The sequence below is a fragment of the Streptomyces humicola genome (assembly GCF_024436035.1).
GTDB lineage: Bacteria > Actinomycetota > Actinomycetes > Streptomycetales > Streptomycetaceae > Streptantibioticus_B > Streptantibioticus_B humicola.
In genome coordinates this window covers 1-24,295 of record NZ_JANFNG010000003.1, presented here as the reverse complement: position 1 = coordinate 24,295, position 24,295 = coordinate 1, and the positions used below count along the sequence as shown (strand labels likewise).

At 69.2% G+C, this 24,295-nt stretch carries 19 protein-coding genes; 7 read left to right on the top strand and 12 right to left on the bottom strand.

The features are described from left to right. Positions 1–3 precede the first annotated feature (3 nt). Genes NGB36_RS06130 through NGB36_RS06120 form a run of 3 tightly spaced genes read left to right on the top strand, consistent with a single transcriptional unit; the run spans position 4 to position 3,086 of the window. Positions 4–981, top strand: coding sequence for an ABC transporter permease (locus NGB36_RS06130; RefSeq protein ID WP_255919058.1), 978 nt, complete (start codon positions 4–6; stop codon positions 979–981). 2 nt (positions 982–983) lie between these two features. After that, entirely contained in the window at positions 984–2,009 is a 1,026-nt protein-coding gene (locus NGB36_RS06125; protein ID WP_269469882.1) for an ABC transporter ATP-binding protein, read from the top strand. A gap of 27 nt (positions 2,010–2,036) precedes the next feature. Continuing rightward, complete coding sequence (locus tag NGB36_RS06120) at positions 2,037–3,086, top strand: ABC transporter ATP-binding protein (protein WP_255919055.1); 1,050 nt, start codon at positions 2,037–2,039, stop codon at positions 3,084–3,086. On the opposite strand, the gene NGB36_RS06115 is transcribed toward NGB36_RS06120, so the two are convergent. From NGB36_RS06115 to NGB36_RS06075, 9 genes are all read right to left on the bottom strand, one after another. Next, positions 3,076–4,092 carry an ABC transporter ATP-binding protein gene (locus NGB36_RS06115; RefSeq protein WP_255919054.1) on the bottom strand — a complete coding sequence of 339 codons (1,017 nt, stop codon included), beginning with the start codon at positions 4,090–4,092 and terminating at the stop codon, positions 3,076–3,078. The two genes, NGB36_RS06120 and NGB36_RS06115, sit on opposite strands and share 11 nt — an antisense overlap. Next, positions 4,064–5,077 carry an ABC transporter ATP-binding protein gene (locus NGB36_RS06110; RefSeq protein ID WP_255919053.1) on the bottom strand — a complete coding sequence of 338 codons (1,014 nt, stop codon included), beginning with the start codon at positions 5,075–5,077 and terminating at the stop codon, positions 4,064–4,066. The genes NGB36_RS06115 and NGB36_RS06110 overlap by 29 nt, the downstream gene beginning before the upstream one ends. A 41-nt stretch (positions 5,078–5,118) precedes the next feature. Beyond that, positions 5,119–6,108, bottom strand: a complete 990-nt coding sequence (locus NGB36_RS06105) for an ABC transporter permease (protein ID WP_255919052.1) — start codon at positions 6,106–6,108, stop codon at positions 5,119–5,121. Beyond that, on the bottom strand, positions 6,101–7,024 hold the full coding sequence (locus NGB36_RS06100) for an ABC transporter permease (RefSeq protein ID WP_255919050.1): 924 nt from the start codon (positions 7,022–7,024) through the stop codon (positions 6,101–6,103). Before NGB36_RS06100 ends, NGB36_RS06105 begins: the two co-directional genes overlap by 8 nt. Positions 7,025–7,058: 34 nt before the next feature. Continuing rightward, entirely contained in the window at positions 7,059–8,681 is a 1,623-nt protein-coding gene (locus NGB36_RS06095; RefSeq protein ID WP_255919049.1) for a peptide ABC transporter substrate-binding protein, read from the bottom strand. Positions 8,682–8,875: 194 nt separating this feature from the next. Further along, a complete protein-coding gene (locus tag NGB36_RS06090) occupies positions 8,876–9,091 on the bottom strand; it encodes a hypothetical protein (protein ID WP_255919048.1) in 216 nt (71 codons plus the stop codon). Further along, positions 9,088–9,447 carry a DUF6247 family protein gene (locus NGB36_RS06085; protein ID WP_255919047.1) on the bottom strand — a complete coding sequence of 120 codons (360 nt, stop codon included), beginning with the start codon at positions 9,445–9,447 and terminating at the stop codon, positions 9,088–9,090. The genes NGB36_RS06090 and NGB36_RS06085 overlap by 4 nt, the downstream gene beginning before the upstream one ends. Before the next feature lie 153 nt (positions 9,448–9,600). Then, positions 9,601–11,463, bottom strand: coding sequence for a translational GTPase TypA (typA, locus tag NGB36_RS06080; protein WP_255919046.1), 1,863 nt, complete (start codon positions 11,461–11,463; stop codon positions 9,601–9,603). Between the two features lie 171 nt (positions 11,464–11,634). Beyond that, entirely contained in the window at positions 11,635–13,491 is a 1,857-nt protein-coding gene (locus NGB36_RS06075; protein WP_255919045.1) for an ABC transporter family substrate-binding protein, read from the bottom strand. Positions 13,492–13,943: 452 nt separating this feature from the next. On the opposite strand from NGB36_RS06075, the gene NGB36_RS06070 reads away from it, so the two are divergent. The 4 genes from NGB36_RS06070 (at position 13,944) to NGB36_RS06055 (ending at position 17,861) form a co-directional block, all read left to right on the top strand. Further along, on the top strand, positions 13,944–14,234 hold the full coding sequence (locus NGB36_RS06070) for an Rv0250c family protein (protein WP_255919044.1): 291 nt from the start codon (positions 13,944–13,946) through the stop codon (positions 14,232–14,234). Between the two features lie 85 nt (positions 14,235–14,319). After that, on the top strand, positions 14,320–15,138 hold the full coding sequence (sdhC, locus tag NGB36_RS06065) for a succinate dehydrogenase subunit SdhC (protein ID WP_255919043.1): 819 nt from the start codon (positions 14,320–14,322) through the stop codon (positions 15,136–15,138). An 18-nt stretch (positions 15,139–15,156) separates the two neighbouring features. Then, a complete protein-coding gene (locus tag NGB36_RS06060) occupies positions 15,157–17,091 on the top strand; it encodes a fumarate reductase/succinate dehydrogenase flavoprotein subunit (protein WP_255919042.1) in 1,935 nt (644 codons plus the stop codon). Continuing rightward, the gene (locus NGB36_RS06055; protein ID WP_255919041.1) at positions 17,088–17,861 is read left to right on the top strand and encodes a succinate dehydrogenase/fumarate reductase iron-sulfur subunit; all 774 of its coding nucleotides are present in this window, start codon (positions 17,088–17,090) and stop codon (positions 17,859–17,861) included. The genes NGB36_RS06060 and NGB36_RS06055 overlap by 4 nt, the downstream gene beginning before the upstream one ends. 736 nt (positions 17,862–18,597) lie before the next feature. Here the strand turns inward: NGB36_RS06055 and NGB36_RS06050 are convergent. The 3 genes from NGB36_RS06050 to NGB36_RS06040 all read right to left on the bottom strand — a co-directional run bounded on the left by NGB36_RS06050 (position 18,598) and on the right by NGB36_RS06040 (position 24,140). Beyond that, entirely contained in the window at positions 18,598–20,793 is a 2,196-nt protein-coding gene (locus tag NGB36_RS06050; protein ID WP_255919039.1) for a SpoIIE family protein phosphatase, read from the bottom strand. Between the two features lie 227 nt (positions 20,794–21,020). Next, positions 21,021–23,627 (bottom strand): SpoIIE family protein phosphatase, encoded by a 2,607-nt coding sequence (locus NGB36_RS06045; protein WP_255919038.1) that lies wholly within the window; start codon positions 23,625–23,627, stop codon positions 21,021–21,023. Between the two features lie 96 nt (positions 23,628–23,723). Beyond that, the gene (locus NGB36_RS06040; RefSeq protein ID WP_255919037.1) at positions 23,724–24,140 is read right to left on the bottom strand and encodes a (deoxy)nucleoside triphosphate pyrophosphohydrolase; all 417 of its coding nucleotides are present in this window, start codon (positions 24,138–24,140) and stop codon (positions 23,724–23,726) included. Between the last annotated feature and the right edge of the window lie 155 nt (positions 24,141–24,295).

Below are 24,295 nucleotides of genomic sequence, written 5' to 3'. Positions count from 1 at the left end.
GCCATGCTGAGATTCCTCGTCCGCCGGATGCTCGGCGCCGTCGTCATCCTGCTGCTGATCAGCGCCATCACCTATCTGCTCTTCTTCACCCTGCCGAGCGATCCGGCGCTGCTCTCCTGCGGCAAGAACTGCAGCCCCCAGAATGTCACCCTCATCCACAAGAACCTGGGCCTCGACCAGCCCGTACCGGTCCAGTACGGGGAGTACATGGCCGGGATCCTCTTCGGCCGTCACCTGCCGCTCGGCACCTGCCCGGCGCCCTGCTTCGGGCTCTCCTTCGCCGGCAACATGCCGATCTGGGAGATCATCAAGAGCCGATATCCGACCACCCTCTCGCTCGCCATCGGGGGCGCGGCGGCCTTTCTCACCATCGGCGTCGGGCTCGGCCTGATCTCCGCATGGCGGCAGGGCAAGCCCATCGACAAGATCGCCGGCTCGGTGTCGCTGATGGGCCAGTCGGTGCAGATCTACTTCATCGGGCCGCTTGCCATCTATCTGTTCGCCGACACCCTCGGCTGGACCGACCCCGGACACGACCCGGACTGGTCCCACGGCCCGGCCGGTTCGATCAGCGGCCTGATCCTGCCGTGCTTGGTGATGTCGGTGATCTTCTGGTCCAACTACAGCCGCCAGACGCGCTCGTTGATGGTGGAGCAGCTCGCAGAGGACCATGTGCGCACCGCCCGCGCCAAGGGCATGAGCGCGGCCTACGTCTTCTTCCGCTACGCGCTGCGCGGTGCGATGGGTCCGATCGTCACCATTTTCGGCATCGACCTCGGCTCGATCCTCGGCGGCGCGATCATCACCGAATCGACGTTCGGGCTGCACGGGCTCGGACAGCTTGCGGTCTCCGCGGTCACCCAGACCGATCTGCCGTTGGAGATGGGCGTGATGCTCTTCAGCGCCGCCGCGATCGTGCTGTTCAACGTCCTGATCGACGCCTCATACGCCGTCATCGACCCACGAGTGAGGCTCTCGTGACCATGCCCTTCCTCTCTGTGCATGACCTCTCCGTGCAGTTCGCCACCGAGGACGGCATCGTCAAGGCGGTCGACGGGCTCTCCTTCGACGTCGAACGAGGCCGGACGCTCGGCATCGTCGGCGAGTCGGGCTCCGGGAAATCCGTCACCAACCTCGCCGTACTCGGCCTGCACAATCCACGGAACACCGCCATCACCGGCGAGATCGTCCTCAACGGCCACGAGCTGACCGGAGCCCCCCAACGCACACTGGAAAAGCTGCGCGGCAACACAATGGCGATGATCTTCCAGGACTCCCTCTCGGCGCTCTCCCCGTACTACACCGTGGGCCGCCAGATCGCCGAACCGTTCCGCAAGCACACCGGAGCAAGCAGGAAGGCGGCCCGGGAGCGAGCCGTCGAGATGTTGCGCCGGGTCGGCATCCCCCAACCCGAGCTGCGAGTCGACGACTACCCCCACCAGTTCTCCGGCGGCATGCGACAACGCGCCGTGATCGCACTCGCACTCGTCTGCGACCCACAACTGCTGATCGCCGACGAACCGACGACCGCACTCGACGTCACCGTCCAAGCACAAATCCTCGACCTGCTCAAGCAACTGCAGCAGGAGACCGGCACCGCGATCATCTTCATCACCCACGACCTGGGCGTGGTCGCCCGTATCTGCGACGACGTACTGGTGATGTACGCAGGCCGCTGCGTGGAACGCGGAACAGTACGCGACATCCTCACCACGCCCCGACACCCCTACGCGTGGGGACTGCTCAGCTCAGTCCCGCGACGCAAGGCCCCCGTCGACGCGCCGCTGAGGCCGATCCCGGGCACCCCGCCGAGCCTGCTCAAGCCCCCGACCGGCTGCCCCTTCCACCCCCGCTGCGAATTCCGTGAATATGTGGGTGACACGCGCTGCCAGGACGAGCGACCGATGCTCACGCTCGACAGCGGCCGGGGCGCGGCCTGCCACCTCCCGGCCGAGCAGCAGAAGTCGATCTTCGCCGAGCAGATCCGGCCGCTGCTGGGCCGGAGCTGATCAGGATCAGGAATCAGGGGAACGACGATGAGTGAACAGCTGAGCCTGGCCAAGCCCGCACTACCGTCGCAGCGCAAGGGCGGTCCGCTGCTTGAGGTCGAGGGACTCACCAAGCACTTCCCGCTCCGGGACGGCTTCCTGTTCAAGCGGCAGGTCGGCGCCGTCCAGGCCGTGGACGGCGTCGACTTCACCATCCACGAAGGCGAGGCACTCGGCCTCGTCGGCGAGTCCGGCTGCGGCAAATCAACCACCGGACGACTCGTGACCCGACTACTCGAACCAACCGCCGGACAGATCCTCTACCAGGGCCACAACATCACCCACACCGACCGCAAACACCTCGCACCCATCCGCTCACAAATCCAGATGATCTTCCAAGACCCCTACGCATCACTCAACCCACGACAAACAGTCGGAACGATCATCACCGGCCCCATGGAAATCAACCACATCCAACCACCCGGCGGCCACGAGAAACGCGTACGCGAACTCCTCGAAACCGTCGGCCTCAACCCCGAGCACTACAACCGCTTCCCCCACGAATTCTCCGGCGGCCAACGCCAACGCATCGGCATCGCCCGCGCACTCGGCATGCAACCCAAACTCATCATCGCCGACGAACCCGTCTCCGCACTCGACGTCTCCATCCAAGCCCAAGTCGTCAACCTCCTGCAAAAACTCCAGCACGAACTCGGCATCGCCTTCCTCTTCATCGCCCACGACCTCGCCATCGTCCGCCACTTCTCCCACCGCGTCGCCGTCATGTACCTCGGCAAAATCATGGAAATCGGCAACCGCACCGACATCTACGAAACACCACGCCACCCCTACACCCACGCACTCCTGTCCGCAGCCCCCGAAGCCAACCCCGACGACGAACAAGAACGCATCCGCCTCGCCGGCGACGTCCCCTCACCCATCAACCCCCCAACCGGCTGCCGCTTCCGCACCCGCTGCTGGAAAGCACAGCAAAAGTGCACAACCGAGGAACCCCCACTGCTGCAGATCGCAGGGAACAACACAGGCCACCTGACCGCATGCCACTACCCGCAGGACCCGACGACCGCTACCCCTTGAGTTCTTCGGCGAACAGGCACGCGCTCGGGTGCGCCGCCGGCCCGTGCGTGCCGCGGAACGCCTCCGGCACGGCGAGCAGCGGCACCTCGCGGGCGCACCGCTCCTGCGCCTTCCAGCAGCGGGTGCGGAAGACGCAGCCGGACGGAGGCGCCGCAGGCGACGGCACGTCCCCGTGCAGAATGATCCGTTTCCGCTGCTCCCGCCCGGCCGGGTCGGGAACGGGGACCGCGGAGAGCAACGCTTGGGTGTACGGGTGGGTGGAGTGCTCGTAGATCTGGTCCTCGTCGCCCAGCTCCATGAACTTGCCGAGGTACATCACCGCGACCCGGTCGGAGATGTGCCGGACGATCGACAGGTCGTGCGCGATGAAGATGTAGGAGAGGTCGAACTCGTCCTGCAGGCGGGCCATGAGGTTGATGACCTGCGCCTGGATGGAAACGTCGAGCGCCGAGACCGGCTCGTCGGCGACGATGACCTCGGGACGCAGCGCGAGGCCGCGGGCGATGCCGATGCGCTGCCGCTGCCCGCCGGAGAACTGGTGCGGATAGCGGTTGATGTACTCGGGGTTGAGCCCGACGACGTCCAGCAGCTCCTGCACCCTTCGCCGGCGGTCGCCCCTGGGCGCCACCTCCGGGTGGATGTCGAACGGCTCCCCGACAATGTCGCCGACGGTCATCCGCGGGTTGAGCGAGGTGTAGGGGTCCTGGAAGACCATCTGGATGTTACGGCGCACGGCTTTCAGTGCCCGCCCGCGCAGGCGGGTGATGTCCTGGCCCTTGTAGAGCACCTGTCCCGACGTTGCGCGCTCCAGGTTCATCAGCAGCCTGGCGACGGTCGACTTGCCGCACCCCGATTCTCCGACGATGCCGAGGGTCTCGCCCTTGTGAAGGTCGAAGCTCACCCCGTCGACGGCCTTGACCGCGCCGATCTGACGCTTGAACAGGATCCCCTGGGTGAGCGGGAAGTGCTTGACGAGGTCACGCACCTGAAGAATCGGTTCGCTCAACGAGGCACTCCTTCCAGAAGTGGCAGGCGCTCCGCCGGCCCGGCCCGACCTCGTAGAGCGGCGGTTCGTCGGTACGGCACACCTGCCGCGCCAGCGGGCATCGCGGGTGGAACGCACAACCGGGCGGAATGCGGAGCAGGCTGGGCGGGAGACCTTTGATCGCGTACAGTTGGCGCCCCTTCTGGTCGAGGCGCGGGATCGACTCCAACAGCCCCTTGGTGTAGGGGTGCGCTGGGCTGCGGTAGATCTCGTGGACGGGCGCGGTCTCGACGATCCTGCCCGCGTACATCACGGCGATCTTGTCCGCGACGTCGGCGACCACCCCCAGATCGTGCGTGATCAGGATCAGTCCCATCCCCAACTCCCGGCGCAGCTCGGCGAGGAGCTCCATCACCTGCGCCTGCACGGTGACGTCGAGCGCGGTCGTCGGCTCGTCGGCGATGATCAGCTCGGGTTCGAGGGCGATCGCCATCGCGATCATGATGCGTTGCCGCATGCCGCCGCTGAACTGGTGCGGATACTGTCCGACGCGTTCACGTGCGGCGGGGATCCGTACCCTGTCCATCAGTTCGACGGCCTTGGCCCTGGCGTCCTTGTGGGACATCCCCCGGTGCACCACGAACATCTCGCCGAGCTGGTCGCCGACGTTGAGCACGGGGTTGAGCGCGGAGAGCGCGTCCTGGAAGATCATCGCCATCTGCGCGCCACGCACCTTGCGCCGCTCTCCCCCGCTCATCCGCAGCAGGTCGGTGCCCTTGAAGAGGATCTCCCCCTTGCTGATGAAACCGGGCGGGGTGTCGAGGATGCCCGTGATCGCCTGGGCGGTGACCGACTTCCCGGATCCCGATTCGCCGAGCACGGCAAGCGTCTCGCCCGCGTTCACCGAGTAGCTGACGCCGTTGACGGCCTTGGCGACGCCCTCCCGGGTGCGGAACGCGACATGCAGGTCGCGCACGTCGAGCAGTGCGGTCGGCGAACTCGTCATCGAAGAGCTCCTCCGTTCTTTGTTCGCTTCTCCGCCCACTGTCAGCGCAGCCTGGGGTCGAGAGCGTCACGGACGGCCTCGCCGAGCATGATGAACGCGAGCACCGTGACGGACAGCGCGCCCGCCGGCCACAGCAGCATGTGCGGTGCGTTGCGGATCTGGATCGAGGCCGACGAGATGTCGATGCCCCAGGAGACCGTCGGCGGCCGCAGCCCGACTCCCAGGAACGAGAGGGTCGCCTCCAGCGCGATGTAGCTGCCGAGCGCGATGGTGGCGACGACGATCACCGGCGCGACGGCGTTCGGGGCGATGTGCCGCAGCAGGATCCGCGGGCCGCTCGCGCCGAGCGCCCGCGCCGCCTGCACATAGTCGTTCTGCTTGGCGGTGATCACCGCGCCGCGTGCGATACGGCCGATCTGCGGCCAGCCCAGCAGCACGATGAAGCCGATCACCGGCCAGACCGTGGTGTTGGTGACGACGGAGAGGAAGACCAGGCCGCCGAGGATGATGGGGATGCCGAAGAAGACGTCGCTGATCCTCGACAGCAGCGCGTCCCACCATCCGCCGAAGAACCCGGCGAGCCCGCCGAGCACGGACCCGAGGAGCGCAGCCCCGGCCGTGGCGCACACCCCGACCGTGACCGACGCCCGCGCGCCGTAGACCGTACGGGTGTAGACGTCGCACCCCTGTGTGTCGAAGCCGAAGGGGTGACCGGGTGCCGCGCCGTCCTGGGACTTGGTGATGTCGCAGGCGAGCGGATCCCCGCTGGCGATCAGCTTCGGCCAGATGGCGATCGCCACCAGAAACAGGATGATCAGCGCCGAGACAATGAAGACCGGATTGCGGCGCAGGTCTCGCCAGGCGTCCGACCACAGGCTGCGTGGCCTGCCGGGGCCGGGCGCCCGCTCCAGCGTCTCGGCCTCGCTCGCGGCGAGGTCCATCGCCCCGCCGAAGCCGGTGGGAGCGACGGACTCGGGTGGTTCGTCCGGCCTGCCGCGGGAGCGGCTGATGTTGCGGCGGGGGTCAGGCATACCGGATCCTCGGGTCCAGGACCGCGTAGAGCAGGTCGACGAGCAGGTTCGCCACCAGGAAGACGATCACCAGGATGGTCACGAAGCCGACGACGGTCGGTGAGTTCTGCCGGAGAATGCCCTGGTAGAGCTGGTAGCCGACGCCGTGGATGTTGAAGATCCGCTCGGTGACGATGGCGCCGCCCATCAGGGCGCCGATGTCGGTGCCGATGAAGGTGACCACCGGGATGAGCGAGTTGCGCAGCAGATGACGCCGGATCACCCGGCCGCGCGGCAGCCCCTTGGCGATCGCGGTGCGCACGTAGTCGGCGCGCGTGTTCTCGGCGATCGAGGTCCTCGTCAGCCGGGTGACGTAGGCGAGCGAGACGAGGGCGAGGACGACGCCGGGCAGGATCAGCTGGTTGATGGGGGCGGCGAAGGAGACCGACGGATTGACCAGGCCCCACTTCACTCCGAACAGGTACTGCAGCACGTAGCCGCTGACGAAGGTCGGGATGGAGACCACGACGAGCGTGAGCAGCAGCACGCCGGTGTCGACGGCGCGTCCGCGCCGCAGCCCGCTCGCCACACCGAGCGCAATGCCGATGACCGCCTCGACGACGATCGCCACGAGGGTGAGGCGCATGGTGACGGGAAAGGCACTGCCCATCAGCGCGGTGACGGCCTGTCCGTTGAATGCGGTGCCGAAGTTCCCGGCGAAGACCTGGCTCATGTAGTGGACGTACTGGGCGCCGAGCGGATGGTCGAGGTAGAGGTCCTTGCGGATCTGGGCGGCGACCGCCGGGTCCGGTGCACGCTGGCCGAAGAGGGCGGCCACCGGGTCGCCGAGCGCATAGACCATGAAGAAGATCAGAAACGTGCTTCCGATGAACACCGGGATCATCTGCAGCAGCCGGCGGATCACATAGCGTCCCATGATGCCTTCCAAAGACGAGGGGAACCGGAGTGGATCAGCTCACCGTGATCTCGTTGTAGAGCGGGACGCTGAACTGGTTGAGCATCACGTGGGAGATGTTCGACGAATAACCGACGCTGCCGTTCTGGTACCACAACGGGATGGCCGGCATCTGCTGGGCGAGGATCTGCTCCGCCCGCTGGAATTCGGCAACGGCGAGCACGGGGTCGGATTCGCTGTTGGCCCGGTCCACCAGTTTGTCGAAGTCCGGGTTGCTGAAATGCGCGTCGTTCGACGATCCGCCGGTGTAGTACAACGGCTGCAGGAAGTCCTGGATCAGCGGGTAGTCCATCTGCCAGCCGGAGCGGAAGGGATCGGTCTCGGTCTTGGCCGTGATCCGGCTGCGGAAGTCGGCGAAGGTGCCGACGGGCGCGCCCACGCATGCCGTTCCGTTGCCGAGCACGTTGTTGATGCTGTTGCAGACCGCGTCGACCCATTCCTTGTTGTCGCCGATGTCGGCGTTGTATCCGATCGACATGTGCCCGCCGGGCAATCCGCCGCCCTGCTGGATCAGGGACTTGGCCATGGCCGGGTTGTAGGTGCAGGCGTCGCCGCACAGGTTCTCCTTGTAGCCGCCCTTGGCGCCGAGCACGGGCGAGGTCCAGTCGGTGGCCGGGGTGCGGGTGTTCCGGAAGATCTTCGCGGTGATGGCCGCGCGGTCGATCGCCATGGAGATGCCGCGCCGCAGCTTGTCCGTGTTTGGGCCGCCCCATTTCGCGTCGTACATGGGGAAGGTGATCGTCTGGATGATCCCGGCCGGCTCGTTGACGTAGCGGCCGCCGAGGTCCTTCGTGACGTTCTTCAGCTGCGTGGCCGGGATCTCGTCGACGAGGTCGAGATTTCCCGCCTGCAGATCGGTGTAAGCGGTGTTGTTGTCGGTGTAGACGACGAGGTCGACGCCTTTGTTCCGCGCCGCGTCGGAGCCGTGGTAGCCGTCCCACTTGCGCAGCGACATGACCGCGCCGCGGGTGTACGACGTGATCTCGTACGGCCCGTCGCCGACCGGCTTCTTCAGCCAGCCGGAATGGTCGGTGAAGAACGTCCGGGGAAGCGGGTAGAACGCGGAGTAGCCGAGGGTGTCGGGCCAGGTGGAGAACTTCTGCGAGAGCCGGACGGTGAAGGTGAGGTCATCCTTGACCTGCAGCCCCGACATGGTCGTGGCGGTGGGGGCGCCGGAGGCAGGGTGCGCCTGGTCGTACCCGTCGATGTAGGAGAAGAACGGCGCGTTGAGCTGCCTGTCGGTGACGAGTGCGCCGTAGTTCCAGGCGTCCACGAAGGAGTGGGCGGTGACGGGCTCGCCGTCGGAGAACTTCCAGCCGGGCTTCAGCTTCACCGTGAAGTTCTGCTGGTCGGAGGTGGTGATCGAGTCGGCGATCCAGTTGTCGGCGGCGCCGGTCCTCGGGTCGTACTTCTTCAGCCCGCGGAAGATCATGTCCAGGACTTTGCCGCCCTGCACCTCATTGGTGTTGGCCGGCTCCAGCGGGTTCTGCGGGTCGCCCCAGGAGGCCCGTACGATGCCCGGTCCCCCGATCCCCGCACCGCCGCCGCAGCCGACGGCCGCCGCCGCCACGGCCATCACCGCGCAGGCGGCGCACGCGACGCGTCCGAATCCGCGCATACCTATAAATAAACACCCATACCTGGGTGTCTGCCCCGCCAGACACGCACCCGACGACGCCGGAGGCCCCGGGGGTCCCGGCGCGAGCGCTCCAGCCTGGGTCCTGGCCCGGAGCTGGGCCGGGGCCCCTCAGATCGAAACCGGTGATGCCGTCCAGCCCGGTCAGCCGGCCCACACCACTCTCACCACGACGATCAGTTGCTGTTCTCGAGCGGCAGGAACCACAACATCGCTCCGCCGTCGATGTCGACCACGCGAAGCCGGTGCCCCGTGCCCACTTCACACGCGTCTCGGCCAAGCTCCGCCAATTGCCGTGCGGTGTGCTCGACCACACTGGTGATCGAGTCCGGCAGGCCGGCCACCACCTGCTCACGATCCGGGTCGTACGACCACGACCACGCGTCGCTCACAGAGCCCGGACCTCACGCTCGGCAACGTCGAGGATTGCGCGAATCTCTGCAAGCGCCGTGCTCCGGCGCTTGTCGTCAGGGGCCTCAACGGCCAGGGCCTCGCATTCCCTCATCCGGGCGGCGCGATCAGGCCAGCGTTCGACTGCGATGATCATGCCCCAGTGGAGGGAGAACAGACGCAGCGGTGCCAGGCTCTCCTGATCCCGCGCCTGATGCATCGCCCGGGCCATATGCCGGTCGAACTCCGGCCGACGCGTCGGGACGATCATCTCCACTGCGGCTCTCAAGGACTCGGCGTCCAGGGCGGGCATCGGAATCAGCGGCCCCTCGCCAGTGACTGCCGGTTGGCTGCTCATGGGCAACCACCCCTCGTACGCAGCTGTGTCGTCCTTACCCCGCGGAGGGTATCGATCGTTGGCGCTGTGCCGACGCGCTCCGCCAAGCCCCCACTCAGCGGTGAGGCGGGGACGTGGCGGAGCCCGGGGAACTTGTGGAACGCGCCGAAGTCGTTACCGCTTGGCGCGGGCGGCCGCGCGGCCCCGCTCCTTCTGGTCGAGGACGACCTTGCGGATGCGTACCGTCTCCGGCGTCACCTCGATGCACTCGTCCTCGCGGCAGAACTCCAGGGACTGCTCGAGCGACAGCTTGCGCGGCGGGATGATCTTCTCGGTCTCGTCCGCCGTCGACGAGCGCATGTTGGTGAGCTTCTTCTCCTTGGTGATATTCACGTCCATGTCGTCGGAGCGCGAGTTCTCGCCGACGATCATGCCCTCGTAGACCTCGGTGCCCGGCTCGATGAAGAGCGTGCCGCGCTCCTGGAGGTTGATCATCGCGAAGGCGGTGACCGCGCCCGCGCGGTCCGCGACCAGCGACCCGTTGTTACGGGTGCGCAGCTCGCCGAACCACGGCTCGTACCCCTCGAAGACGTGGTGCGCGATACCGGTGCCGCGGGTGTCGGTGAGGAACTCGGTGCGGAAGCCGATCAGGCCGCGCGACGGGACCACGAACTCCATCCGGATCCAACCGGTGCCGTGGTTGGTCATCGTCTCCATGCGACCCTTGCGGACCGCGAGCAGCTGGGTGATGGCACCCAGGTACTCCTCGGGCGCGTCGATGGTCAGCCGCTCGACGGGCTCGTGCTTCTTGCCGTCGATCTCCTTGGCGACCACCTGCGGCTTGCCGACCGTCAGCTCGAAGCCCTCGCGGCGCATGGTCTCGACCAGGATCGCCAGCGCGAGCTCGCCGCGGCCCTGGACCTCCCAGGCGTCCGGACGCTCGGTCGGCAGCACGCGCAGCGACACGTTGCCGATCAGCTCGCGGTCGAGGCGGTCCTTGACCAGGCGCGCGGTGACCTTGTGGCCCTTGCCGCCCTTCCCGACCAGCGGAGAGGTGTTGGTGCCGATGGTCATCGAGATCGCCGGCTCGTCGACCGTGATCAGCGGCAGCGGGCGCGGGTCCTCGGGGTCGGCGAGGGTGTCGCCGATCATGATGTCCGGGATGCCGGCTATGGCGATGATGTCGCCGGGCCCGGCCTTCTCGGCCGGCTTGCGCTCCAGCGCCTCGGTGAGCAGCAGCTCGGTGATCTTCACCCGCTCGACCGAGCCGTCGTGGCGGCACCAGGCGACCTGCTGGCCCTTGCGGATCGTGCCGTTGTGCACCCGGCACAGGGCGATCCGGCCGAGGAAGTTGGAGGCGTCGAGGTTGGTGACGTGCGCCTGCAGCGGCGCGTCCTCCTCGTACGTCGGGGCGGGCACGGTGTCCAGGATCGTCTGGAAGAAGGGCTCCAGCGTGTCGTTGTCCGGGGCCGCGCCGTTGGCCGGGCGGTTGAGGGAGGCCTGGCCGTCACGGGCGCACGCGTAGACGATCGGGAACTCGATCTGCTCCTCGGTCGCGTCGAGGTCCATGAACAGCTCGTACGTCTCGTCGACGACCTCGGCGATCCGCGAGTCGGGCCGGTCGACCTTGTTGATGCACAGGATCACCGGAAGCTTGGCGGCGAGCGCCTTGCGCAGCACGAAACGGGTCTGCGGCAGCGGGCCCTCGGAGGCGTCGACGAGCAGTACCACGCCGTCGACCATCGACAGGCCGCGCTCGACCTCGCCGCCGAAGTCGGCGTGGCCGGGGGTGTCGATGATGTTGATGGTGATCGGCTCGGAGCCGTCCTTGGGGTGGTACTTGACCGCCGTGTTCTTGGCCAGGATCGTGATGCCCTTCTCACGCTCCAGGTCGTTGGAGTCCATGACCCGGTCGTCGACGTGCTGGTGGGCGGCGAAGGCACCTGCCTGCTTGAGCATGGCGTCGACCAGCGTGGTCTTGCCGTGGTCGACGTGGGCGACGATGGCGACGTTACGGATGTCGTGGCGCGTGGGCATGCTGGGGCGCTTCTCCCGGGTTCGTGGGTGGCGGCGCGTACGGTCCGGTACGCGCGCTCGCCGGGCAGGGTCACGCCACGGCCTTCCTCCATGGTACGGGGCCGGGGCGAGGACAACCGCCCCGGCAGGTTCACGTCATGCGGCCGGGAAGGGCGCCAGGCGCGGACGGGGCTAGGGGCGCCGGAAGCCGATGTCCTGATAGCGCGGCGTGGCGAAGCCGAAGGCGCCGGCATTGACGATGGTCCACCGCTCGGCGACCAGCTCGGGGCGCTGGTACAGGGGAATCGACGCGGCCGTGGCCCAGATCCGGGTGTCGGCGCGCTCCGCGAGGCCGCGTGCCGTGCTCGGGTCGAGCGTGGTGGAGGCCTGGTCGAGCAGTTGGTCGACGCGGTCGCTGCCGACCCGGGCGTAGTTCTCCTCCACGTTGAGCGAGCCGTCGGGGGCCGGGACGGGCTTGGCGTAGACCGGGCGGGCATCGGTCGCCGGGTAGGCACTGCCCGGCCAGGAGTAGAGAGCGAGATCGAAGTCGCCGTTGGCGATGTGGTCGCGGAAGAAGCTGTCGCCCGAGACGCGGGTGATCTCGGTGCGGATGCCTACGGCGGTCAGCATGTGCGCGATCCGCTCGCCGACCGAGACGAGCGTCGGGTCGTCGCCGGGCAGGACGAAGCGCAGGGTCAGCGGGTGGCCGGCCTTGTCGGTGCGCACGGCGGCGGGCTCGATCACGGGCCCGCTCATCTCGGCCTCGGCCTGGCCGCCCGGGGCCGACGCGGACAGCTGCGCCGACGGTTGAGCGGAGGTATGAACCGCCGGAGCGGCGCTCCCGGGACCGGGGCCGCCGGCCTTGGCGCCCTGCTCCTGCGTCCGGTCCTGCCCCGGGATCTCGTTCTGCCCGGACCGGCCGGCCTGCCACCCGGCATCGGCGAGCAGCATCTGCGCCGACTGCAGGCTCATGGAACCGATCGCCGAGCTGTTGTCCTGGTAGCCGTACTGCGAGGCCATCACCAGATGGTTGCCGAGCGTCCGCACGGGCAGGCCCGCCGGACGCAGCACCGCTGTCGCGATGGCCTGGCGGTCGATGGCACGGGCAACGGCGCGCCGCACCCGCTCGTCGGCAAGCGGTCCGGTGCTGCCATTCATCGTCAGCTGCGTGTACGCGGCGCCCGGGGCGCGGCGCACGACGACGCCGCGGTCCCTCGCCACGCCGGGCAGCGCGGAGGGGTCGATCCCGGCCACGTCGATCGATCCGTCGGCGAGGGCGTCCGCGCGCTGGTCGCGGGGCACGACGGTCAGCTCGATCCGGTCGAGTTTGGCGCGCTCTCCCCACCAGCGCGGGTTGCGCACCAGCGTGACCGTGGAGCCGGTGACGCGCTCCACGGTGAACGGGCCCGCGGTGGCCGGCAGCTTGCCGCGCGCGCCGTCGTTGAAGGCGTCGGGGCTTTCGGTGACGGACTGCGGGTAGAGAGGGGTGAACAGCGACTGCCAGGTGGACAGCGGGGTGGCGAAGGTGACCCGCACCTCGTGCTCGTCGGCGCCTTGTTCGACCTTGGCGATCCGGTTGTACCCGTCGTTGTGAGCGGCCCAGTACGTGGATTCGCCGCCGTTCAGCGCCTTCCACTGGGCGATGAAGTCGGCCGCGGTGACCGGCCTGCCGTCGCTCCACTCCGCTTTCGGGTTGAGCTTGTAGTCCACGATCTGCTGTGGCGAGCGCTGGACGACGTGGGCCGAGAGCAGATAGTCGGGGTCGCGCTGCGGACGGCCGCGCCCGTCGATGGTGAAGAGGGAAGGCAGCGTCGCGGCGGCGATCTGCGCTGTCTGCGTGTCCGCGTCCGCCTGGAAGGTGTTGAAGGTAGCGGGGACGTCGTCGACGGCCCAGCGCAGGGTGCCTCCGTCGCGTACGAGGGCGCGGGGGGCGGCGGCGATGTCGATCGCGGCCGGGGCGTCGTCGCCGGAGGAGCCGCACCCGCCGAGCGCGGGGAGCAGCGCGAAGGCACCGACGAGAGCGGCGGCGGCCTTGACTGGGTGCGGCATGTGTCCTACCTCCGGGATGTACCGCCGCCTCCACGGCACGGGCCGCAGGGCGGCGTGGGCCGCAGACTTCTGCGTGACATATGCTTATGTCAGTATTTGTCGCTATCGCTCTTATCTGGGTTATTTAGGACAGGCTCCAGTGAAGGTGACGCACACGAACCCGGTGCGCCGACACGACGGGGCGAGCCGCCACGCCACTCGGGCGGGTGACACGAGCGCCGTGAGCGTCGCACGCAAGCTGGCGGAGGGGGCCCCTGCCGCAAGGCATGGGGAGGGCGGAGAGAACCGACCGCCCGCATGCCGTCGTGCGGTCGCGCACGGCCCGTAGCGCCCGGATGCCGTCCCCCCGGAGGGGGAATCGCCCACCGCCGTCTTCCCAACCACACACGTGACGCGCGACACTCTCTGCGCGTGAACGTCGCCGCCAGTCCGCTCCCGCTAAGGTGCCAACCATGTCAATTCAGGATGATTTGACGGCAATTCAGCGACGCCTCGACGATCTGATGCGCAGCCTCGGCACACTCGAGAACCATGTGGGTCATGGCCTCGACATGCGCCGGGTCCGCACCGACGCCGAGCACCTCCGCGACTCGTTGTCGTTGCTGCGTGAGACCGCGCGTGAGGAACGGGGCGGCCGCCCCGACGCCGAGATGGTCACCATCCCGGACGCGCCGTACGACCCCAGCCTCTGGAAGGACGCCGAGGACGAGGGGCTGGGTTACCAGGGCCGGCACGCGCCGTAATCCCCCAACACCAACGCCGACTTCAGTCGACTGCCGGCAACGTCCGCGCACGGCCCCGATCCCCCTCACTCCGTACGGAGTCCCCTTGGCCACGACCCAGACCCCAGGCACCGGAACCGGCATCCGCACGCCAGGCCGCGCCTCCATCCCCGACCGGCATCTGCGCACCGACCGCTGGTGGCTCGCGCCCACCGTGACAGTCGCGGTGCTCACCGCCTTCGTCATCTACTCCACGTGGCGCGCCTTCGCCAACAGCGACTACTACGCGGCGCCCTACGTCTCGCCCTTCTACTCACCCTGCCTCGCCTCGAACTGCGTGCCCATGAAGGGCGGCGCCGATCTGCAGATCTTCGGCCCGTGGTGGGGAATCTCGCCCGCGCTGATCGTGCTGATCTTCCCGCTCGGCTTCCGGCTCACCTGCTACTACTACCGCAAGGCGTACTACCGCGGTTTCTGGGCCGCTCCCCCGGCCTGCGCGGTCGCCGAGCCACACGCCAAGTACTCCGGTGAGACCCGCTTCCCGCTGATCCTGCAGAACATCCACCGCTACTTCTTCTACTTCGCGGTGATCTTCGCCGTGATCCTGAGCTACGACGCGGTGCTGGGATTCCGCAACGCCGCCGGGCAATGGGGCCACATGGGCCTCGGCACTCTCGTTCTGCTCGTCAACATCGCGTTGATCTGGGTCTACACCCTGTCCTGTCACTCCTGCCGGCACATCGTCGGCGGCCGGCTGAAGAACTTCTCCAAGCATCCGGTGCGGTACCGGATGTGGACGTGGGTGGGCAAGCTCAACGCACGGCACATGGCGCTGGCGTGGGCCTCGCTGGTGAGCGTCGCGCTCGCCGATTTCTACGTCTACCTGGTCGCCAGCGGGGCCTTCCACGACCCACGGTTCTTCTAGAAGGGGATGCGGCACCAAATGACGCAAGTCGAGCGGCACTCGTACGACGTGGTCGTGGTGGGCGCGGGCGGTGCGGGACTTCGCGCCGCCATCGAGGCACGAAGTCAGGGCATGCGCACAGCGGTGATCTGCAAGTCTCTCTTCGGCAAGGCCCACACGGTGATGGCCGAGGGCGGCATCGCCGCCAGCATGGGCAACGTCAATGAGAACGACAACTGGCAGGTCCATTTCCGCGACACGATGCGGGGCGGCAAGTTCCTCAATCAGTGGCGCATGGCCGAGCTGCACGCGAAGGAGGCGCCCGACCGGGTCTGGGAACTGGAGACCTGGGGCGCGCTCTTCGACCGTACGAAGGACGGGAAGATCTCCCAGCGCAACTTCGGCGGCCACGAATACCCGCGGCTCGCGCACGTGGGAGACCGTACGGGCCTGGAGCTGATCAGGACGCTGCAGCAGAAGATCGTCTCGCTGCAGCAGGAGGACAAGAAGGAGTTCGGCGACTACGAGGCCCGCATCAAGGTCTTCCAGGAGTGCACGGTCACACGCGTGCTCAAGGAGGACGGCCGGGTCGCCGGGATCTTCGGCTACGTGCGGGAATCCGGACGCTTCTTCGTCATCGAGGCACCCTCGGTCGTCCTGGCCACCGGAGGCATCGGCAAGTCGTTCAAGGTCACCTCGAACTCCTGGGAGTACACCGGCGACGGGCACGCGCTCGCGCTGCTGGCCGGCGCGCCCCTGATCAACATGGAGTTCGTGCAGTTCCACCCGACCGGAATGGTCTGGCCGCCGTCGGTGAAGGGAATCCTCGTCACCGAATCCGTGCGCGGCGACGGCGGGGTACTGCGCAACAGCGACGGCAAGCGCTTCATGTTCGACTACATCCCCGACGTCTTCAAGGAGAAGTACGCACAGGACGAGGCCGAGGCCGACGGCTGGTACACCGCTCCCGACACCCACCGGCGGCCGCCGGAGCTGCTGCCCCGCGACGAGGTGGCCCGCGCCATCAACGCCGAGGTGAAGGCGGGACGCGGCAGCCCGCACGGCGGAGTCTTCCTCGACGTCTCGACGCGCCTGCCGGCCGAGGAGATCAAACGGCGCCTGCCGTCGATGCACCACCAGTTCAAGGAGCTGGCGGACGTGGACATCACGGCGGAGCCGATGGAGGTCGGGCCGACCTGCCACTACGTGATGGGCGGCGTCGACGTCGACCCGGACACCGCGGCCGCCACCGGCGTCCTTGGCCTCTTCGCTGCCGGCGAGGTCGCAGGCGGCATGCACGGCTCCAACCGCCTCGGCGGCAACTCCCTCTCCGACCTGCTGGTCTTCGGACGCCGCGCCGGACTGCACGCGGCCACGTACGCGGCGGATCTCGGCGGCTCCCGCCCCCGGATCGCCGAGGAGCAGATCGACAACGCGGCGGCCGAGGCGCTGCGCCCGTTCAGCGCCGAGGACACCGGCACGGTCGGCGGCCGGGCCGAGAACCCGTACGCGCTCCACCAGGAGCTGCAGCAGACCATGAACGACCTGGTCGGCATCATCCGCCGCGCGGGCGAGATGGAAGAGGCGCTGCGCCGCCTCGCCGACCTGCGCGTCCGGTCGCGGGCCGCGGGCGTCGAGGGCCACCGCCAGTTCAACCCGGGCTGGCACCTTGCGATCGACCTGCGCAACATGCTGCTGGTGAGCGAGTGCGTGGCACGCGCCGCGCTGGAACGCACCGAGAGCCGCGGCGGCCACACCCGCGACGACTACCCGGAGATGGACCGGCAGTGGCGCAAGTCGAACCTGGTGTGTGAACTCGCCGACTACCGCGGGGGTCCGGCGGGCCAGGACCCGGCGATGGGCCAGATCAAACTGACCCGCAGCGACATGCCGCCGATCCGTGCCGACCTGCTCGCTCTCTTCGAGAAGGACGAGCTGCTGAAGTACCTGACGGACGAGGAGCTCAGCGCGTGAGCTATACAGGACGTTTCAAGGTCTGGCGCGGAGACGCCGGGGGCGGGGAACTGCAGGACTTCGAGGTGGAGGTGAACGAGGGCGAGGTCGTCCTCGACATCATCCACCGGCTGCAGGCCACGCAGGCGCACGACCTCGCCGTGCGGTGGAACTGCAAAGCGGGCAAATGCGGTTCGTGCAGCGCGGAGATCAACGGCCGTCCCCGGCTGATGTGCATGACCCGGATGTCGGTCTTCGACGAGTCCGAGACGGTGACGGTCACGCCGATGCGGACCTTCCCCGTGGTGCGCGACCTGGTGACCGACGTGTCGTTCAACTACACCAAGGCGCGGGAGATCCCGTCGTTCGTACCGCCGCCGCGGCTGGGGCCCGGCGAGTACCGGATGCAGCAGGAGGACGTGGAACGGTCGCAGGAGTTCCGCAAGTGCATCGAATGCTTCCTGTGCCAGAACGTCTGCCACGTGGTGCGCGACCACGAGGAGAACAAGACCGCGTTCGCGGGACCGCGCTTCCTGATGCGCATGGCCGAGCTGGACATGCACCCGCTCGACGCGGCGGAGGAGACCGGCCTGGACCGGAAGACGACGGCGCAGGACGAGCACGGGCTCGGCTACTGCAACATCACCAAGTGCTGTACGGAGGTGTGCCCGGAGCACATCAAGATCACGGACAATGCGCTGATCCCGCTCAAGGAACGGGCAGCGGATCGTAAGTACGATCCGCTGGTCTGGCTGGGCTCCGTGATCCGCCGCCGCGGCGCCATCGACTGACGTCGCGCGGGCCCGTTCGCCGTGACCTGTGGGGTCACGTGCGCCTCGGCGCCGCTGCCGTGACTGGCCCGGTCACGTGCGCCTTGGCGCTGCGCGCCGTCGGCCCGTCGGCGTGATCGGTCTGGTCACGTGCGCGCGGCACCGCTGGCGTGGTTGGCCCGGTCACGTGCCCGGGGGCGCGTTGCGCCTTGGCCGCTGTGGGGTGCCTCCTCGGCGCTCGAACGTCACGTGACCTGCTTTGTGTGCCGCGCGGTTGTTCTCGTCGCCTGCGGGGGCACCCCTGCGCGTCCCCTCCATTGCCGTCGCGCGGCTGCGGGCCGGTGGCACCTTCCGCCGACACCTCTGTCCGCGGGAGCCGCAAAAGAAGGAACCCTCTCGTGCTGCCGGGTGGCAGGCGCGAAGCCGGCCCGGGAGGGGGCGCGCAGGGGTGCCCCCGCAGGCGACGAGAACAATTCCACGCCCACTGTCCGTACGAGGTGACGTTCGAGCGCCGAGGAGACACCCCACAGCGGCACCGACCCCACCCACCCACGCAACGCCCACGCGACCCACCCGATCACGGCAACGGGCGGGCGGCGGGAAAAACACCTCGCGCAAGCCGCAGTGTCACGCAACCGCGGGCGGCGGGAAAAACACCCCACCCCAGCCGCAACCGCGGGAAACACGCGAACCGACCCCCAAAGGCCCAGCGCCCAGCGCAACGACACCGCAACCGCGGGAAGCCGCGTCACCGGGGTCAGAAAACACTAAGAAGCGCTTCCGTGAGGTCCGGCCCCGGCGAGTCGTTTCCCGGGAGCGCCAGTTCGAACCAGACCGTCTTGCCATGCGGCGTACGGCGCGAGCCCCAGCTCTCGCTGAGCAGGCTCACCAGCTGAAGCCCGCGGCCGCCCTCGTCCGTGTCGCGCGCGCGCCGGCGCCGCGGCTGGACGAGACCGGAGTCCCACACCTCGCACACGAGCGTGCGGTCGAGCAGCAGCCGCAGGCGTATGTCGCCTTCACCGTGCCGCAGGGCATTGGTCACCAGCTCGCTGACGAGCAGCTCGCTGGTGTCGACGAGCTCCTCCAGACCCCACTCCTCCAGTCGCCCGCGCGCGAGATCGCGCGCCTTGGCGACCGACTGGCCCTCGGGCGGCAACGTCCAGTCGCCGACGGATTCGGCCGGCAGGCCGTGGACGCGGGCCATGAGCAGGGCGACGTCGTCCTCGCCGTGGTGGGTGTCGAGGCTGGTCAGCACGTGGTCGCAGACGTCCTCCAGCGGCTGCGCCGCGCCCGAGAGCGCGTCGCGGAACGCCTCCAGGCCGACGTCGAGGGGGTGGCGGCGCGATTCGACCAGGCCGTCGGTGTAGAGGGCGAGCAGTGCGCCGTCAGGGAGTTCGATCTCGACCTCCTCGAACGGCTCACCTCCGACGCCGAGCGGCATGCCGGACGGTACGTCGAGCATCAGCGCGGGGTCGCCCGGCTGGACGAGGACGGGCGGCAGATGGCCCGCGTTGGCGATGGTGCAGCGCCGCGTCACCGGGTCGTACACCGCGTAGACGCAGGTGGCGAGGTACACCTCGGCGAGGTCGGAGCCGTCGCGTTCCTTGGTGCGGCGCGGCCGCCCGCGCGAGGGGTCGGACAGGCCACGGGCGATCTCGTCGAGCTGACTGAGGATCTCGACCGGCTCCATGTCGAGCAGCGCCAACGTGCGGACGGCCATGCGCAGTTCGCCCATGGCGACGGCGGCGCGCAGCCCTCGGCCCATGACGTCGCCGACGACGAGCGCCGTACGGTGGCCGGGCAGTTCGATCACGTCGAACCAGTCGCCTCCGACCTCCGCCGCCGTGTTGCCGGGCAGATAGCGGCAGGCGATGTCGAGCCCGGCGGCCTCCGGGTTGCCCGGCGGCAGCAGACTGCGCTGCAGGAGCAGGGCGCGCTCGTGCTCGCGGCGGTACAGACGCGCGTTGTCGATGCAGACGGCGGCGCGTGCGGCCAGTTCCGCGGCGAGCGCGGTGTCGCGTTCGCCGAACGGCTCACTGCCCTTGGCGCGTGAGAACTGGACGAGGCCGAGCACGGTGTCCCGGGCCACCATCGGCACCACGAGCGTCGAATGGACGACGCCGCCGAGCTCGACCCGTTCACCGCCCTCCGGCTCGCCGCCCTCAAGCGCGCCGACGACCTGGACCTGGGCGGTGCGCAGGGCGCTCGCCGCAGGTGAGTTGAACGGGTAGCGGTGCACCGCGCCCACCGGGACGGCACCCTCGCCCCCCAGCGTCCCGGGCCCGCCGGAGACGGCGCTCGCCCCGGCAACCCTGCGGACCTCGCCCGATCCGTCGGTGACGCCGACGGGGTCCTCGTCGCCTGTGAGCAGCGCCCGGTAGAGGTCGACGGCGGCCAGGTCGCAGAAGTGCGGGACGGCGACGTCGAGCAGCTGACGCGCGGTGGTCTCCAAGTCCAGGGAGTTGCCGATGCGGGCGCCCGCCTCGTTGAGCAGGGCGAGGTCTCGGCGGGTGTGCGCGGCCTCCCGCTCGGCACGCTGACGTGTGGTCACATCGGTGGCGAGCCCAGCCACTCCGACCGGCTCGCCGGCTACCCCGTGCAACCGGTACAGGGAGATCGCCCAGCGCCGGCGGCCAGGTGCAACCGAGCTGGTCCCCACCACGTGCATGTCGACGACGGGATCGCCGGTGTCGAGGACGTGCCGCAGCGCCCCCGCGAGCCGGTCGGCCTCGACGCGCGGCAGGAAGTCGTGCGGGGTCAGGCCGCGGTAGTCCTCTGGCGGCTTGCCGTAGACGTGCGCGAAGCGCTCGTTGACGCGGATGAGCTTCGGCTGGGCGTCCGTCAGGAAGAATCCCATGGACGACTGGCTGAAAATCGCTTCGAACGCGGCCCGGGACGCCTCCTGCTGTTCGTCGAACGCACCGGCGTCCCGTGGTCGAGGCACATCACCCATGGACGGCCTCCCGGGCCCGGGCGTTCACCCGGGGACGGGCGTCTCCTCCGCGTATGCAGCGCACGACCCCTCCAGTTCCTTCAAGGACCGGCCGCTACCGAGTATTCAGCAAACCCGGGGTCGACCACAGCCACTAGCGGGGCCGCGATCTCCCGCACCTCATGGTCCCGTCGATCACAGCAATCTTCCCGTGTTCAACTAGCGCGTCAAGGACATCATCAGAGGAATCAGTTACCCGGCAAGGCGAGTTCGAACCAGACGGTCTTGCCGAGCGGCCCCTGCCGGGTGCCCCAGCGACGCGAGGCGCGGGCGACGAGCTGCATCCCGCGCCCGCCCTCGTCGTCGTGTGCGGCCGAGCGCGTACGCGGCGGCTCCGGCAGCGGATCGGAGACCTCTACCAGCAGCGAGGTGCCGCGCACCATCCGCACGCCGATGGGCCCGTGAGCATGTCGCAATGAATTCGTTACCAGTTCGCTGACCAGCAGGATCGTCACGTCAGTGAGCGCCGCGAGCCCCCATGCGGCCAGCGTCTCCCCCACGTGCAGCCGCGCCTGCCGCACCGCACTAGCCTCGGCCGAGAATTCCCAGAAGGCCGCGCTGCCTTCCGGTAGTCCGCCGAGCCGGGCCATCAACACCGCGACGTCGTCCGGCTCCAGCGGCGGCACCAGCGTCGACAGCACCTCGTCGCACGCGTCCTCCAGCGAGGCGTGCCTGCGGCCGAGCACGGCGACCAACTGGTCGATACCGGTGGTGAGGTCCTGACCACGCCGCTCGACCAGTCCGTCGGTGTAGAGCACGAGCACCGACCCGTCGGGGACATCGAGCTCCTCCGACTCGAAATCGCTCCCCTCGACGCCGATCGGTGTGCCGGACGGCAGTTCGAGCCGCTGCACCGTGCAGTCGAACCCGATGTCGTCGTAGCGCACCAGCAGCGGCGGCAGATGGCCGGCCCGGGCGATGGAGCAGCGCCGCGTGGACGGTTCGTAGACCGCGTAGACCACCGTCGCCATCATCGGCTCCTCGGGGGTCTGCATGAAGTCGTCGGAGAGGTTGTTGATGCGGCGCAGCAACTCGTCGGGTGTCAGATCGAGCCCCGCGAGGGTGCGGACGGCGGTGCGCAGCCGTCCCATCGTCGCGGCGGCGCGCAGCCCGTGACCCATGACGTCGCCGACAACGAACGCGGTGCGCCCGCCGGCCAGCGGGATGACGTCGAACCAGTCGCCGCCGACCTCGGCACCGGTGCTGCCGGGCACATAGCGGTAGGCGATCTCGATACCCGGCGGCTCCGGGACGTGCTGCGGCAGCAGGCTGCGCTGGAGCATCAGCGCGCCCTGCCGCTCGCGCGCGTAGAGCCGGGCGTTGTCCAGCGCCGCGCCGGCCCGGTCCGAGAGCTCGGTGGCGAGCGCCAGGTCGTCGGGGTCGAAGGGTTCGCGTTCGCCGTCGCGGCAGCCGACCAGCAGCCCGAGCACGACGCCGCGGGCCCGCAGCGGTACCGCGAGCGCCGAGCCTATGCCCAGTTCGAGTGCCTTGCGGATGCGCGGGTCGAGCGCCTCCACGGGGAGGCCGCCGCCCAGGTCGGCCGGGGTCTCGGCGAACCAGGCCGGGCCGCTCGCGAGCACGTCCGACAGCGGCGAGCCGGCCGGGAAGGTCATCACCATGCCCGGCTGCAGGAGCGGCGCGATCTGCACGTCACCGGGCGGGCTGGCCGCACCGAGCAGTACGAGCGGGGTACCGGGGGTGTGCGAGTGGCGCGGCAGCTCGCCGCCGCGCGGAACGGCCCGTACCAGCAGCACCCCCGCGTAGTCGCAGAAGGCAGGCACCAGCGCCTCCGCGAGCGCCCGCGCGATCCGGTCGACGTCGAGGAGGTCGGCGAGGGACGCACCGACGTCGTTGAGCAGCGCCAGGCGCGTGCGGGCCCGCTCGACCTTGGCGGCGGAGAGGAAACGGTCGGTAATGTCCATGACCACGGCGGAGACGCCGAGCACATGCCCCGCGCGGTCGGTGATCCTGCTGTACGAGCTGGATCGCATCCCGCGGCCGTGGGGCCCGGGAGTACGCAGGTCGAGCACGGTGCGGCCGGTGTCGAGCACGGTCTTCTGGACGATGGCGAGGTCGTCGCCCGTCTCGCCGAGGAGGATCTCGTCGACGGTGCGGCCGATGTGGTCCTCGGCCGGGAGGTCGTCCATCCGGCAGAGCGCCTGGTTGACGCGGACGCAGCGCAGGTCGGTGTCGTAGACGGCGATACCGAGCGGTGAGGTGTCGAAGACGGCGTCGATGAGGGCGAGGTCGTGTTCGACCCCGCGCAGCAGGTGGGTCTCGGCGATCGAGGCCAGGACGAACGGTTTGCCGTCGCCGTCGACGAGCAGCGAGGCGCGCACCTCGGCGAAGACCGTGTGCCCGTCGCGGTGGCGCAACGGGAGCACCCCGCCCCAGCGGCCGGAGCGCAGCAGCTCGGCCATCAGCCGCTCGGCGGGCCCGGGGGGCGGCACGCGACCGCGGTGCGGCGCCTCGGCCCCGGAGCCCGCGGGGGCTTCGCGGGCCTCCGTACCGGCCCACGGCTTGATGATCGTGTCCAGTCGGCGGCCGACGATGTGCTCACCGGCCCAGCCGAGCATCTCCTCGGCGAGCGGGGACCAGAGGACGACGCGGCCGCGGGTGTCGAGCATGACAACGCCCACCCGCAGGGTGTCGAGGAGTCCGCCGGACGCGGCCGACGGCGGACCCGCGGGCTGCAGCCCTCCGCGTCCGTGCGAGGACGCCGGGTGCAGATGCGTATGGGTAGGGGGCGGCGGCAGCTTCGCCGAGGGCTGCAGCGGCTCGGGACTGGTGCTCATGCGGCACACCTCCCGAGCAAATGGACGAAGTGGGCGAAACCCCCTTACCCCATGGTCAACGGAGTATACGTCCGCAGGCGCGCCGCGTTGCTCCGTTCACCCCGTCGGATCGCACGACAGCGCAGCCAGGCGCCGCATGGCCTCCGCGACCGCGGGCCGGTCCTGGTCGAGCCAGTCGACGGCGTCCTCCTCGGCGGGCGCGAGCCAGCGGAGTGCGTCATGGTCCTCGAGCGGGCGGGGCTCGCCCGCGACGATTCGGGCGGTCCACACCTGCAGGGTCAGGCCGGGCCGGAGCGGCCACTCGCCGGGGATGCGGTCGAGCGGTTCGGCGTCGACGCCGAGCTCTTCGCGCAGCTCGCGCACGAGCGCGTGCTGCGGGCTCTCGCCCGGCTCCACCTTGCCGCCGGGGAGCTCCCAACGCCCCGCCAGCGCGGGCGGCGCGGAGCGGCGCGCGGCGAGGAGCCGGCCCCGTGCGGTGTCCAGCAGGGCCGCGCCTACGACCAGCGTTCTCATGGATGAACCTTATGCGGTGACGCTGCGCTGGCATTCTGGGATCGGTTCGCCTGTTCCCCGCCGTCTCGGCTGGGGTGGGGTGTTTTCCCCGCCGCCCGCCCGTTGCCGTGACTGGGCGGGTCACGTGGGCGCTGTGTGGGTGGGTGGGGTCGGGG